16 protein-coding genes are annotated in these 12783 nt (G+C 62.1%); 7 read left to right on the top strand and 9 right to left on the bottom strand.

Annotated elements, in window-relative coordinates; translation table 11 throughout:
- The first annotated feature begins 2 nt into the window (after positions 1 to 2).
- Positions 3 to 1049, top strand: coding sequence for a Holliday junction branch migration DNA helicase RuvB (gene ruvB, locus B9Z43_RS08930; RefSeq protein ID WP_108324523.1), 1047 nt, complete (start codon positions 3 to 5; stop codon positions 1047 to 1049).
- Positions 1050 to 1265: 216 nt separating this feature from the next.
- Here the strand turns inward: ruvB and B9Z43_RS08925 are convergent, their stop codons facing one another.
- Genes B9Z43_RS08925 through B9Z43_RS08900 form a run of 6 tightly spaced genes read right to left on the bottom strand, consistent with a single transcriptional unit; the run spans position 1266 to position 5050 of the window.
- The gene (locus B9Z43_RS08925) at positions 1266 to 1910 is read right to left on the bottom strand and encodes a histidine phosphatase family protein (RefSeq protein ID WP_108324521.1); all 645 of its coding nucleotides are present in this window, start codon (positions 1908 to 1910) and stop codon (positions 1266 to 1268) included.
- Positions 1911 to 1931: 21 nt separating this feature from the next.
- Positions 1932 to 2555, bottom strand: a complete 624-nt coding sequence (locus B9Z43_RS08920) for a DUF4136 domain-containing protein (protein ID WP_108324518.1) — start codon at positions 2553 to 2555, stop codon at positions 1932 to 1934.
- A gap of 17 nt (positions 2556 to 2572) precedes the next feature.
- Positions 2573 to 3511, bottom strand: coding sequence for a tRNA 2-thiocytidine(32) synthetase TtcA (gene ttcA, locus B9Z43_RS08915; RefSeq protein WP_108324742.1), 939 nt, complete (start codon positions 3509 to 3511; stop codon positions 2573 to 2575).
- Between the two features lie 5 nt (positions 3512 to 3516).
- Entirely contained in the window at positions 3517 to 3888 is a 372-nt protein-coding gene (locus B9Z43_RS08910) for a dihydroneopterin aldolase (protein WP_108324516.1), read from the bottom strand.
- Positions 3885 to 4280: a dihydroneopterin aldolase gene (locus tag B9Z43_RS08905; protein WP_108324514.1), complete on the bottom strand. Its 396-nt coding sequence runs from the start codon at positions 4278 to 4280 to the stop codon at positions 3885 to 3887. The genes B9Z43_RS08910 and B9Z43_RS08905 overlap by 4 nt, the downstream gene beginning before the upstream one ends.
- Complete coding sequence (locus tag B9Z43_RS08900) at positions 4277 to 5050, bottom strand: SDR family oxidoreductase (protein ID WP_108324740.1); 774 nt, start codon at positions 5048 to 5050, stop codon at positions 4277 to 4279. Before B9Z43_RS08900 ends, B9Z43_RS08905 begins: the two co-directional genes overlap by 4 nt.
- A gap of 272 nt (positions 5051 to 5322) precedes the next feature.
- Between B9Z43_RS08900 and B9Z43_RS08895 the strand changes: the two genes are divergently transcribed.
- The 5 genes from B9Z43_RS08895 to trxC all read left to right on the top strand — a co-directional run bounded on the left by B9Z43_RS08895 (position 5323) and on the right by trxC (position 8113).
- Complete coding sequence (locus B9Z43_RS08895) at positions 5323 to 6360, top strand: class I SAM-dependent methyltransferase (protein ID WP_108324738.1); 1038 nt, start codon at positions 5323 to 5325, stop codon at positions 6358 to 6360.
- Between the two features lie 18 nt (positions 6361 to 6378).
- Positions 6379 to 6573, top strand: a complete 195-nt coding sequence (locus B9Z43_RS08890; RefSeq protein WP_108324512.1) for a DUF2905 domain-containing protein — start codon at positions 6379 to 6381, stop codon at positions 6571 to 6573.
- A gap of 482 nt (positions 6574 to 7055) precedes the next feature.
- Complete coding sequence (locus B9Z43_RS08885) at positions 7056 to 7307, top strand: hypothetical protein (RefSeq protein WP_233250147.1); 252 nt, start codon at positions 7056 to 7058, stop codon at positions 7305 to 7307.
- Between the two features lie 14 nt (positions 7308 to 7321).
- The gene (infA, locus tag B9Z43_RS08880; protein ID WP_108324509.1) at positions 7322 to 7576 is read left to right on the top strand and encodes a translation initiation factor IF-1; all 255 of its coding nucleotides are present in this window, start codon (positions 7322 to 7324) and stop codon (positions 7574 to 7576) included.
- Positions 7577 to 7666: 90 nt separating this feature from the next.
- Positions 7667 to 8113, top strand: coding sequence for a thioredoxin TrxC (gene trxC / locus B9Z43_RS08875; RefSeq protein WP_108324734.1), 447 nt, complete (start codon positions 7667 to 7669; stop codon positions 8111 to 8113).
- A gap of 91 nt (positions 8114 to 8204) precedes the next feature.
- Here trxC and B9Z43_RS08870 read toward each other — a convergent pair whose 3' ends face one another.
- From B9Z43_RS08870 to B9Z43_RS08860, 3 genes are read right to left on the bottom strand one after another with little or no spacing between them, the layout of a single operon-like run.
- Positions 8205 to 9458: a multifunctional CCA addition/repair protein gene (locus tag B9Z43_RS08870; RefSeq protein WP_108324507.1), complete on the bottom strand. Its 1254-nt coding sequence runs from the start codon at positions 9456 to 9458 to the stop codon at positions 8205 to 8207.
- An 8-nt stretch (positions 9459 to 9466) separates the two neighbouring features.
- Complete coding sequence (locus B9Z43_RS08865) at positions 9467 to 10150, bottom strand: glutathione S-transferase family protein (protein ID WP_108324505.1); 684 nt, start codon at positions 10148 to 10150, stop codon at positions 9467 to 9469.
- Between the two features lie 35 nt (positions 10151 to 10185).
- The gene (locus B9Z43_RS08860) at positions 10186 to 12180 is read right to left on the bottom strand and encodes a lytic transglycosylase domain-containing protein (protein ID WP_108324503.1); all 1995 of its coding nucleotides are present in this window, start codon (positions 12178 to 12180) and stop codon (positions 10186 to 10188) included.
- 9 nt (positions 12181 to 12189) lie between these two features.
- Here B9Z43_RS08860 and B9Z43_RS08855 point away from each other — a divergent pair, with 9 nt between their 5' ends.
- Positions 12190 to 12774 carry a 5-formyltetrahydrofolate cyclo-ligase gene (locus tag B9Z43_RS08855; RefSeq protein ID WP_108324501.1) on the top strand — a complete coding sequence of 195 codons (585 nt, stop codon included), beginning with the start codon at positions 12190 to 12192 and terminating at the stop codon, positions 12772 to 12774.
- Positions 12775 to 12783: the final 9 nt, after the last annotated feature.

Below are 12783 nucleotides of genomic sequence, written 5' to 3'. Positions count from 1 at the left end.
CCATGAGCATCCGCACCGACGACTTTTTGCCAGAGCCCGTGCCCCGGGTCATTTCTGCGGCCCCCGTGTCGCACCAAGAGGAAGCCATTGAACGCGCCTTGCGCCCCAAGCTGCTCGACGAATACGTCGGCCAGGTGAAGGTGCGCGAGCAGCTGGAGATTTTCATCAGCGCCGCCAAGATGCGCGAAGAACCGCTGGACCATGTGCTGCTGTTTGGCCCGCCGGGCTTGGGCAAGACCACGCTGAGCCACATCATTGCGGCCGAGTTGGGTGTCAATTTGCGCCAGACCAGCGGCCCGGTCCTGGAAAAGCCCAAAGATCTGGCCGCGTTGCTGACCAACTTGGAGCGCAACGATGTGCTCTTTATTGACGAGATCCACCGTCTGTCGCCCGTGGTGGAAGAAATTTTGTACCCCGCGCTGGAGGACTACCAGATCGACATCATGATCGGCGAAGGCCCGGCGGCCCGCAGCATCAAGCTCGATTTGCAGCCCTTCACCTTGGTGGGCGCCACCACCCGGGCGGGCATGCTGACCAACCCGCTGCGCGACCGCTTTGGCATCGTGTCTCGGCTGGAGTTCTACACGCCCGAAGAATTGACCCGCATCGTCACGCGCAGTGCGGGCTTGCTCAAAGCGCCGATCGACCCCGAAGGTTCGTTCGAGATCGCCCGCCGTTCACGCGGCACGCCGCGCATTGCCAACCGCTTGCTGCGCCGGGTGCGCGACTATGCCGATGTGAAGGGCGACGGCACCATCCACAAGGCCATCGCCCAAAAAGCCCTGGTCATGCTGGATGTGGACCCCGAAGGCTTCGACCTGATGGACCGCAAACTGCTGGAGGCGGTGATCCACCGCTTTGACGGCGGCCCGGTCGGCCTGGACAACATCGCCGCCAGCATCGGCGAAGAGCGCGACACCATCGAAGACGTGATCGAGCCCTATTTGATCCAGCAAGGCTATTTGCAGCGCACCCCCCGTGGGCGCATGGCCACCTTGGCGGCCTTCAAGCATCTGGGCGTGACGCCACCCAAGTCGTTCGGGCAGTGAGCCGCCGCGAGGCATCGGCTTTCAAGGGCGCCATGACGAGGCCCTGACCCTCAAAGTGGCCATCGCGGCCGGTCATTCCTGACAGAGGTCATTGCGAGGAGCTTGCGACGCGGCAATCCAGTTAGGGCGTTGGCAAAGGCTCTGGCGCTTGCGCGTCCTCAGCAGCTGGATTGCCACGCTGCGCTCGCAATGACGAGGTATCTGTCGTCGCGCCGCTCAGGCGCTCGTCTCGTCCTTGCCCACCGCATCCAGGTGCGAGGTGTCGCCCCAGCCCACCAGCGACAGGCCCTGTGGTGTCCACAGCAGGCGGTTGACGGCAGTGTTGGTCAGCTGCCAGGTGCGCGGCGCCTGCAGGTCCAGGCGGGTGGCGGCGCGGTAGAGGATGTCCATCACGCCGCCGTGCGCGACCATCACGATTTGCTGGCCCCGGTGGCGTGCGGCCAATTCGTCCACGGTGTTCAAAATGCGTTCGCGCAGCACGATCAAGGATTCACCGCCGTCTGGTGGCGCCCACTCGGGCGTGCGTTTGCGCCAGTGCCAGGCATCGTCCGGCAACTCGGCCTCGATCTCGGCAAATGTGCGGCCCTGAAAAGCGCCAAAGTGCCGCTCGCGCAAGCCGGGGTGTGCCGTGACCGATTGGCCCATGGCCTGGGCAATCGCGCTGGCGGTGGTGTGGGCGCGTGACAAGTCGCTGGCATACACCGCATCGATGGCTTCACTTTGCACCAAGGCTTGGCTCAGGTGCGCGGCTTGTTGCAAACCCACTTCGTTGAGCGGAATGTCCAAGTGACCCTGCAGTCGGGTGTCCACGTTCCAGGCGGTTTCTCCGTGGCGAATGGCCAGAATGCGAGTGGCGTCCATGCGAGGCGGTGTCCAGAAAATTCAGCGGGGGATTTCGATGTTCACCCGGCGCAAACCAGCGGGCGGGTTCGGGAAGTTGGCCATGGCGGCCTGAAACAGCGTGGCAAACAGCTGCGCGCTGTCGTTCCAAGGGCCATCGTGCGTGGCGCGGGTTTCATAGACCACTTGGCCGGATCTCAAGTCGCGCATGATCAGGCTGACTTCGCGGCGGTAATGTGTGGGGGGCGGAAAGCGCATGCCCATGCCCAGACCCACGTTGGGGCCGATGCCTCGCCCCATGGAAATGCTGCCGTAAAAAGGCGACCAGGCTCCCGGTGGCAAAGGGCGGCCCCAAGGATCGGCCAGGTACTGCGTTCCCGCAAAGCCCACCAGCACGCTGAGCTGCGCATTCGCATCGTCACGCACCAAGCCCACCGCTGTCATGGCCGCTTGCGCTTGCTGTTCGGCCAGGCCCGCTTCGGGGTTGTTGGCCTGCGAGGGCAGGCGCTCAAAGCGGTATTTGGCGCCTTGCAGGCTCATGCCCGCAGGGGCTGCGGCCACCGACACCACATCGCTGTCGATCAGACGCACCGTGGCGCAGCCCGTCAACAGGCTCAACACCAGTGCGGCCATGGCCAGAGAAATACGCCGCAATCCTTTGTGCATGATCAGACTCCTGAGGATCACATCGAGATGACCTGAATGCCGGGCAAGGAAGCTTCCTTGAACTCTTCTTCGTCAAAAGCCTTGTCGCCCGCCTCGTCGGCGATGCCGGTGATCTTCAGGTCTTTGAAGCCGTGCAGCTTGGCATCCATCAAATGCGAGGGCACCACATTTTGCAAAGCCGCAAACATGTTTTCAATGCGACCGGGGTGCTTTTTTTGCCACTCGCGCAGCATGTTGCCCACCTGCAGGCGTTGCAGGTTTTCCTGGCTGCCACACAGGGTGCACGGAATGATGGGGAACTGTCGGTGCTCTGCCCAACGGATCAGATCGGTTTCGGCCACATAGGCCAGTGGGCGGATCACCATGAACTCGCCGTTGTCGCTGACCAGCTTAGGCGGCATGCCCTTGAGCTTGCCGCCAAAGAACATGTTCAAAAAGAAGGTCTGCAGCATGTCGTCCCGGTGGTGGCCGAGCGCCAACTTGTTGCATTTGAGCTCGCGTGCGACGCGGTACAAAATGCCTCGACGCAGACGACTGCACAGGCTGCACATGGTCTTGCCTTCGGGGATCTTGTCCTTCACGATCGAATACGTGTCTTGCGTCTCGATGTGGTACTCCACCCCCAGCTCTTTGAGGTAGGCAGGCAGGATGTGGTCAGGGAAACCCGGCTGCTTTTGGTCCAGGTTGACCGCGACCAACTCAAAGTCCACCGGGGCGCGGGCCTTCATCTTGAGCAAGATGTCGAGCATGCCGTAGCTGTCTTTGCCTCCCGACATGCAGACCATGATGCGGTCGCCCGCTTCGATCAGGTTGAAGTCACTGATGGCCTGGCCCATCTGGCGGCACAGGCGTTTTTCGAGCTTGTGGGTTTCGCGTTCGATCTTGACGGCTTTGGCAGCCTCTGATTCGGCTTGCGCTTGTACCCATGCGTTGTCTGCTGCTGTGTCTGTGTTCATGAGGTTCACCACTGTCCGGTTTCCATGCGAATGGCCACTTCGCAGTCTTCAAAAATTTCAAGTTTGGCAATCTTGACGCGCACACCCAACACGCCGGGCAACTGCATCAGGCGGTTCGAGACTTTGCCGATCAGTGTTTCCAGCAGGTTGATGTGCTCGGCGGTGCATTCATCGATGATGATTTTGCGCACCTTGCGGTAGTCCAACACATGGTGGATGTCGTCGTCGCTGGGCAGCAGGGGCTGCGTGCCCAGGTTCAGTTCGGCATCGACCTGAATCGGTTGCGGGTCGGTTTTTTCGTGCTCGAGGATGCCCAGGTTGGCGTCAAAGCGCAAACCGGTCAGCTCCAAAGTTTGGTGTCCTGCGGGTGTTTTCATGGCGCGGGTTTGATTTGGAAAATTTCAACCCCGACGGCTTCGCAGTCCGGGTACACATCGGGTTTGCAGCTTGACAGGCGCACCGCCTGCACCTGCGGGTGCGCGATCAGCTCGCGCATCAGGTCGTCACACAAAGTCTCTTGCAGCACGATGTGGCACCGGGCCACACGGCGGGCAATCACCTCGCGGATGAAGTCGTAGTCCACCACCTCGGCCAGGTCGTCCTGTGTGGGGGTGGACGCGCTGTAGGGCACGAACAGTTCCACATTGAAGACGATGCGCTGGGGACCGAGCTTTTCAAAGTCGTGCGCGCCAATGCGCACGTCCACCATGTGGTTGCGCAAAAACAGGCGGCGGCAGTTGAGGGCCAATTGCGTCAGAACATCGCTCATGAGGCATCTTTCGTGTCGGCCAAAAACATCACGTCCCGCGCCAAAGGCACCAAGTGTTGGCCGTTGTCCACGCAGACGGTGGTTCCGGTGATGCAAGGGTTCTGTGCCAAAAACAGGCAGGTGGCGGCCACCTGCGCCGGGTCAATCGGCTCGCGCAGCAGGTTCACGCGGCTGGCGCGGTCAAAGTTGTCTTGGGTTTGCGGGCCGCTCAAAAACATCAGGCCCGGGGCCACGCCGCACACGCGCAAGGGGGCCAGGGCTTGGGCTTGCAAGGCCACAGCGCGCTCCAATGCCAGTTTGGACACCGTGTACGAAAAATAGTCCGGGTTCAGGTTGAACACCTTCTGGTCCAGGATGTGGACCACGCTGCGCTGGCCGGGGGCCGCGTCAGGGGCACTTTGCCGGGCCATGAGCGAAGCCAGCGTCATGGGCGCGATCAAATTCACTTCAAGTTGTTGGCGCGCACCGGGCAAGTCCATGTCAGTGCCTTCATCGGGCTCGAACAGCGACGCGTTGTTCACCAGGCAGTCGAGTGGCCCGGTGGTCTGCGTGATGTGGGCCATCATGCGCTCGACGTCGGTGCTTTGCGCCAAGTCGGCTTGCACGCATTCGACATGGCCCCCAGCAGCCTGCAGCTCAGCCTGCAGTGCCTTGGCCGCATCGGCTGAGCGTTGGTAATGGCACCACACGCGCCAGCCCGCCGCCGCAAATTGGCGAACGATCTCTGCGCCCAGGCGGTGAGCGCCTCCGGTGACCAGAACTTGTTTCATGGAAGAAGATGGTTGGTTTTGGCTGTTTTTTGTGACCCCGGACTTGGGTCCAGGGTCCATGCTTGTTCAACCAGGGATGCCGGGTCAAGCCGGGCATGACAGCAGGTCAAGCAAACCGTCAATTATCGGGCAAGCCATGAATTCGGACTTGGCGCCCCTCTCAAACCCCGAACACCTTCGGCGACAATCACCGCGTGTCTACGCCGAACATCAACCCCCCTTCCGAATTGACCCCACGCATCCACCAAGCCATCGCGCAAGCGGGCGGCTGGATGGGCTTTGACCGCTTCATGGCCATGGCCCTCTACGAGCCGGGTCTGGGTTACTACACCAACGCCTTGCAAAAGTTCGGCGCTATGCCGTCTTCGGGCAGCGATTTTGTGACCGCGCCCGGTTTGTCGCCCCTGTTTGGACACACCTTGGCGGTGCAGCTGCGCCAGGCCTTGCAAGTCACAGGCACGCAAGATGTCTGGGAATTTGGCGCGGGCACCGGTGCCCTGGCCTTGCAATTGCTCGACGCCTTGGGCGATGCGGTTGGCCGCTACACCATCATCGATTTGTCGGGCACTTTGCGTGCCCGACAAGCCGACACCTTGCTGAAATACGCGGACAAAGTCCGCTGGCTCGACGCGTGGCCCGATGTCATCGAAGGCGTGGTGGTGGGCAACGAGGTGCTCGACGCCATGCCCGTGCAGCTCTTGCAGCGCACAGGCGGCGTCTGGCATGAGCGCGGCGTGGTCAGCACTGGCGAGGGTGAGGGCAGGGCCTTTGCCTGGCAAGACCGCCCCACCGATTTGCGCCCACCGATGGACATCGAGGGCGAGCACGATTACCTGACCGAAATCCACCCACAAGCTGAAGCCTTCATCGCCAGTTTGGCCGAACGGCTCAAGGCGGGCCGGGGCGGCGCGGCGTTTTTTCTGGACTATGGCTTTCCCGAGGGCGAATACTTTCACCCCCAGCGCCACATGGGCACCGTCATGTGCCACCAACTGCACCAGGCCGATGACGACCCGCTTGTGGCCGTGGGCCAGAAAGACATCACCGCCCACGTCAACTTCACCGGCGTGGCGCTGGCTGCACAGAACGCCGGGCTCGAAGTGTTGGGCTACACCTGCCAAGCCTGGTTCTTGCTCAACCTGGGCCTGGCCGAACGCATGGCTGAGGCCTCTTTGGCCGAGCGCAGCCAGGCCCAGCGCCTGGTCAACGAGCACGAGATGGGTGAGCTGTTCAAGGTGATCGGCCTGGCCACCTCGGGCGATTGGGCCGCACAAGGGTTTGACCGGGGTGACCGGTCGCACCGGCTGTAAACCGCTTCAAGGCAACACATGTTTCGTTGGCTCATCGTCGTTTTTCTGGCCCTGATCATCTTCAGTGGCCTGCAGTCTTGGCTGCAAAAGCTGGGCTTTGGCCGTTTGCCGGGCGATTTCCGCTTTCGCCTGTTCGGGCGCGAATGGTTCATCCCGATCACCAGCACCTTGCTGCTGAGTATGCTGGCAGCCGCTATTGCCAAGTGGCTGTGATGGTGGTGCGGTGATGGATCCCGGCTCGGGGGCCGGGATGACAAATGCTGTACAGCACCTTTAAATGTCATCCCTAGCTTTTAAATGTCATCCCGGACTTGATCCGGGATCCATCTGCGCGCCTTCCCGCTGCCCCACATCTGTCGTTGACACCTGCCACAAAAGCAAGCCAGACCCGAACGTGTTACAGTGCGACACGCCATTGGCGACTTATGCCCATCTAGCTCTTCGCGAGCCGATAGCGCATCCCGGCAGAGGGATGCCAGTCTTGTCCTCCACTGTGCTCATCGCCCGCCATGCTTTTACAGCTGGGCCCAGACGATTTTTTGCTTCCTTTTGATGCACCTCTGCACGGTGCGCTGTGGTCCACTCCCAGTGGATTTATCGGAGGCGTTTTTGGCACCAGGACATGCCAAATCCCGCGCCGCGAGACCGCCCGAAAGAGGCAGGAAAAGCGGCCAGACTTCCGTTAGATAAAATCCATGTCGATTCACCATTGTTTTCACAAGTCCATTTCGATGGGCAAGTACCGAATCCAACCTTGCTCCCGGGCGCTGCCCAATGGGGCTTTTGGCGCGCAAGTGTCCGTGGCCAGTGGCCGTGGAAGCGCCAGCACCGACCGCGTGATGCGGTTTGTGCCCGAATTTGCAACGCCTGCCGCTGCCAGCCAATACGCCCTCGACGAAGGCGTGCTCTGGGTCGAGCGTCAGACGACCAAACCGATTCTGTTTTGAGAAAGACGTTTTAAATGGCTAAAGAAGAACTGATTGAATTGATGGGCGTGGTCAACGAAGTGTTGCCCGACACGCGTTTCCGTGTGACCCTGGACAACGGTCACCAGCTGATCGCTTACTCGGCAGGCAAGATGCGCAAGAACCACATCCGCATTTTGGCCGGTGACCGCGTGACCCTGGAACTGTCGCCTTATGACTTGAGCAAAGGCCGCATCAGCTTCCGTCACCTGGCCGGTCGCCCACCCATGACCCCACGCACCCCACGCTGATGGGGTGGACGGTTTGGCAGCCGTCCTTCGCATGGGACTCTTGAACCGCAGGCCATGGCCCCCAGATGTGATGAAACACAGGGGGAATTCATGACCACTTCAACCGAGTCTTTGCACATTGTTTGTCCGCATTGCCACACCACCAACCGGGTGCGTGTGGCCGATATGCGCAGCAGCCCCGATTGCGGGCAGTGCCACCAGTCCCTTTTTGATGGCCACCCCGTGGCCTTGGACGACGCCAGCTTTGACAAGCACATCGGCCGCAGCCAGGTGCCTGTGCTTGTGGACTTTTGGGCGCCCTGGTGCGGCCCTTGCCGCATGATGGCCCCGGCTTACGAGCAAGCCGCTGCCTTGCTGGAGCCCCAAGTGCGCCTGGCCAAACTCAACACCGAAGAAGCGCAAGGCATCGCGGCCCGCTTCAACATCCGCAGCATCCCCACGCTGGCGCTGTTTGTGGGCGGCAAGGAAGTGGCCCGACAGGCGGGTGCGTTCCGCTCGGCAGCAGACATTGCGCAGTGGGCGCGTTCGCATCTTTGAGGCTGAGTCCGTGATGGACCCCGGATCAAGTCCGGGGTGACATCTGTATCGTCATCCCGGCCCCCGAGCCGGGATCCATGCCCCCACGGAATCAACGCAAGACCTGGCGAATGGCCTGCACCCGCGCTTGCGTGATCCGCTCGCCGATCTGAGGGCCTTTGAGTCCTTCTTGCGCAGCGGCTTGCGCAATCGGTGCCGTCTCCACCGCTAAGGCCGCTTTTTGAGCCAGCATCAGCCGCTCGGCTTGTGGATAGGCCGCATCGGCCAAGCCCAAGCGCCCCCGTGCATCGCATTCACAGGCTTGCAGCACCCGTTCAAAACGCTCGGCCTGGCGAACCGCATCACAGCGCTCCAGCAGTCGCATCACCGCCTCGGCGTTCAACTCAGCACTGCGGTGGATGTTGCCGTGCTCGCGCGCCACCACCTCGGCCAGTTCTTTGCAGTCGCGGGGCACGCGCAGGCGATCGCACACCTTGAGCAACAACTTCACGCTGCGCCCTTCGTGCCCAATGTGGCGTGGCAGCACATCGGCCGGTGTGTTGCCTTTGCCCAGGTCGTGGAACAAACAAGCCACGCGCACCGAAAGCGGCGTGTTCAGCCGGGCGGCCATGTCCATCACCAGCATCATGTGCGCGCCGGTGTCGACTTCGGGGTGGTATTCGGCGCGTTGGGGCACGCCCCACAGGCGGCCCAGTTCGGGCAGCAACACTTTGAGCGCGCCGCATTCGCGCAGCACCTCGAACATGCGCGAAGGCTTGGTGCTCATCAGCCCCTTGGCCAGCTCCTGCCATACGCGCTCGGGCACCAAATGGTCCACTTCGCCGCCCTCGACCATCTGGCGCATGAGCGCCATCGTTTCATCGGCCACACTGAAGTCGGCAAAGCGCGCCGCAAACCGTGCCAGCCGCAGGATGCGCACCGGGTCTTCGGCAAAGGCCTCGGTCACATGGCGCAGCACTTTGGCTTGCAGATCGCGCTGGCCGTCATAGGGGTCGACGATCAGGCCCGTCCACGTGCTGGGTGCTGAATGGGCCAAGGCCTCGGGCACGGCCATGGCATTGATGGTCAGGTCGCGCCGGGCCAAGTCCTCTTCGAGCGTGACGTCGGGCGCGGCCTGCACCGCAAAGCCTTTGTAGCCCCGGGCGGTCTTGCGCTCGGTGCGGGCCAGCGCGTATTCCTCGCGGCTTTTCGGGTGCAAAAACACCGGGAAATCCTTGCCCACCGGCACATACCCTTGCGCGGTCATGGCCTCGGGCGTGCTGCCCACCACCACCCAGTCGCGGTCGTTGACACTCAGGCCCATCAAGGCATCGCGCACCGCACCGCCGACGACAAAAACCTCCATGGCGGCCTTCAGCGAGCCACCCGGAAGGGCTCTTCAAAGTCGATGAAATCCTGCTCGGCCAAGGCGTCATCCATCCAGGCCTTCACGCCGGGCAGGGCGCACACGCGGTCCATGTAGGCGGCCACATCGGCAGGCACCGGCAGGGCGTAGGTTTTCAGGCGCATCACCACCGGGGCAAAGTAAGCGTCGGCCACGCTGAAGTCGCCAAACAGCATGGGGCCGCCGTGCGCTTGCAGCAGGCCGCGCCACAGGCTGCAAATGCGCTCCAGGTCGGCGCGCACGGCGGGTTTGTCGCGCAGGGCGAGTGCTCCGATTTCGGGCAGCTGGGCCTCGATGTTCATCGGGCAGGCGCTGCGCAGGCCTGCAAAGCCGCTGTGCATTTCGGCGCAGATGCTGCGCGCGCGGGCTCGGGCGGCGCGGTCAGTGGGCCACAACAGCTTGTCAGGAAACTGCTCCGCCACATATTCTGCAATCGCCTGGGTGTCCCAGATGGCCAGCCCATCGTGCACCAGCACAGGCACCTTGCCCACGGGGTTGACGTCTTTGAGCGTGGCCTTGAACTGCGAGTTGGGCGCAAAGCTGTCGAAGCGGACATAGACCTCTTCAAACGCAATGCCCGCCTGGCGCAACAGCACCCAGGGGCGCATGGACCAGGACGAGTAGTTCTTGTTGGCGATGTAAAGCTGCAGCATGTGGTGGCCTCCCTTGTTTTTCTGCCCTCAGACCGTCATGGCAGGTCGTTGTTGACTTCCGGCAAGTTGCTGTTGCGCGGCCCTACTTGTCCCAGTCGGCTTTTGAGCGATTGCGGTTGGCGCGTCAGGATGGCGGCGTAGTTGGTGGTGTTGGACAACACCTTTTTCACGTAGTCGCGGGTTTCCTGAAATGGCACGTTCTCAGCCCAGATGGCGGCTTCCAGCACCGGGCCATTGCGCCAGTTGCGTGGACGGTTGGGCCCTGCGTTGTAGGCGGCTGCAGCCATGGCCATGGAGCCTTCAAAGTCATTCAGCACCAGCTTGAGGTAACCGGTGCCAATGGCCACGTTGACTTCCTTGTCGGTGATCTGGTCGGGGGTGAAGCTGGTCATGCCGATTTTCTTGGCGGTCCATTTGGCCGTGGCGGGCATGACCTGCATCAGGCCCGAGGCGCCCACGCCCGAGCGGGCGTCCATGATGAAGCGGCTTTCTTGGCGGATCAGGCCATACACATAGGCCGGGTCGAGTTTGACCTCGCCCGCACGGCGCAACACGATGTCGCGCAGCGGCATGGGAAAGCGCTGCTCAAAGTCGATCACGTCCTTGGTGCGCTCGCTGGTGTTGATGCAGCGGTCCCACACCTGGCGCTGGCAGGCCAGGTCGGCGGCGGCCAGCAGTTCGCGGTCGTTCATGCCGCCAGGGCTGTGCAAGTTGGTGCTGTAGTTCCACTCGCGGTTGCCTTCGGCGCGCAAGCCGATGCTGATGGCGTAGAGCGCACGTTGCAAACCCGGGTTGGCCTGGGCGGTGGCTTTTTCTTGCGCGCTCAAAGTGCTGGGGCGTTCGGGCACCGTGATGCTCTGACCCAGCTCCTCCAGCGCGAGCTGTTCATAAAAACCGCGCACGCTGGCGATGCTGCGCAGCAAGCTTTGCGCCTCTTGCTTGGCCGCTTCGTCTTTGCCAGCAGTGGCCAGCAGGGCGCGGGCTTGCCAATACACCCAGGTGGCCTCCTTGCGGCTTTCTGGCGACATGGCTTGTGTGGCGCTGAGCACCTGTTTCCACTGTCCCATGCGCAAGGCGGCGCGCACTTTCCAGCCCAGCAAATCGTCGTTCAGGTCACCATCGCGGCGCACATTGGCAAAGTAGCTGCTGGCGTTGTCTTGCAGTTTTTGCGCGGCCTGCTTGCCAATCACGGCCCAGGTCCAGTTGCGCTCTTCGGCGCTCAGTTGGACGCCCCAGTGGTGCTCCAGCAAATTGGCCGCTTTGTCCGGATCGCTTGCGGCCAAGCGTATCAAGGCCAACACCGCCAGTTCTTTGCGGTTGCGCGTGATGGCGATGATGCGTTTGTCCAGGTACTTGGCCGGGTCGGCGTGGATCAAGGCCACTTGCTCGGACAGGCGTGGTGCCTCGATGTCCACCGCCGCTTGCGCGGGGCGGGGGCGGTTGGCGTCCATCGCGATGCGGGCTTTGCGCCACAGGTCGATGCCATTGATCTGCCGGCCCGAGTGCAGGTGCTCGGCCACATAGGTGCAGCCGTCTTCGGCTTCGCGCAGCGAATACCAAAGACGTTTGGCCTCATCGGCCACATTGGCTTTGCTGTTGATGGCCTCCGTCGCCAGCGCATAGCAACGCACTTCTCGGTCATCGCGCATGCGGTAGTGGGGGTATTCGGCGGTGAATGTGGCCCAGTCGCGGCGTTTGCCCAGCTGCAGCAGCCAGTCGTTGCGCAGGCGGTCTTCGTAATAGCTGCCCGCATACGTGTTCAGGAAGTTGCGGACCTCGGACGCCGATGCGCTGTCCAGCCGAGGGCGCAGCTCCCAATAGGCGGCCAAGGGCTCCAGCAGGTGCCCGCGGGCTTGTGGCAGCAGGGCGCTCAAGCGGGCTTTGTCGTTTTTGCGGAAGGCTTGGGCCATCTCCAGCAGGGTTTCGTCGCCTTTGTTTTGCGCTTGCGCAGGAAAACAGGCCAGGCCAATCGCGGCCAAGGCGCCAACCAGTGTCAGAATCTGTGTCAGTTGCTTGAATGAATGAGGCATGGGTTGATTATGGACAAAGCGGATGCCAAGAAAGCCTTGAGAAAGGCCTTGATCGAAGAAAGATTGAACCTGCCGGACCGCCTGGAGCGGGCCGAGGCCTTGCAGCGCGTGATGCGCATCTGGCTGTTTGACCGCCCGGACACCGTGATCGGTGCTTACTGGCCCATCAAGGGCGAATTTGACCCCTTGCCCGTGCTGCACCGCTGGAAAGAAGACGGCGAGCTGCATGGCGAGCCGCAGCGCCGCCGCATTGGCCTGCCGGTGGTCAACAAGTTGCACAAGACACTTACCTTCCACACTTGGTATCCCGGCTGCCCGATGGAAGAAGACGCCTACGGTATCCCCAAGCCCAAAGACACCGAAGTGATCGTGCCCACCTTGCTGTTTGTGCCCTGCGTGGGCTATGGCATTGGTGGCTACCGCCTGGGTTACGGCGGCGGTTTTTACGACCGCACCCTGGCCACGCTGCAGCCCAAACCGTTCACCGTGGGCCTGGGCTTTACCCAAGGCTATGTGGACGACTTGGAGCCCGAGGCGCATGACGAGCCGCTGGACGCGATCTTGAATGACAACGGCGTTGTCTGGCCTGTTTGAAAAGCTGAC

The organism is Limnohabitans sp. MMS-10A-192, assembly GCF_003063335.1.
Taxonomy (GTDB): domain Bacteria; phylum Pseudomonadota; class Gammaproteobacteria; order Burkholderiales; family Burkholderiaceae_C; genus Limnohabitans_A.
Note: the sequence above shows the minus strand (reverse complement) of the source record. Positions and strands in the feature narration are given on the sequence as shown.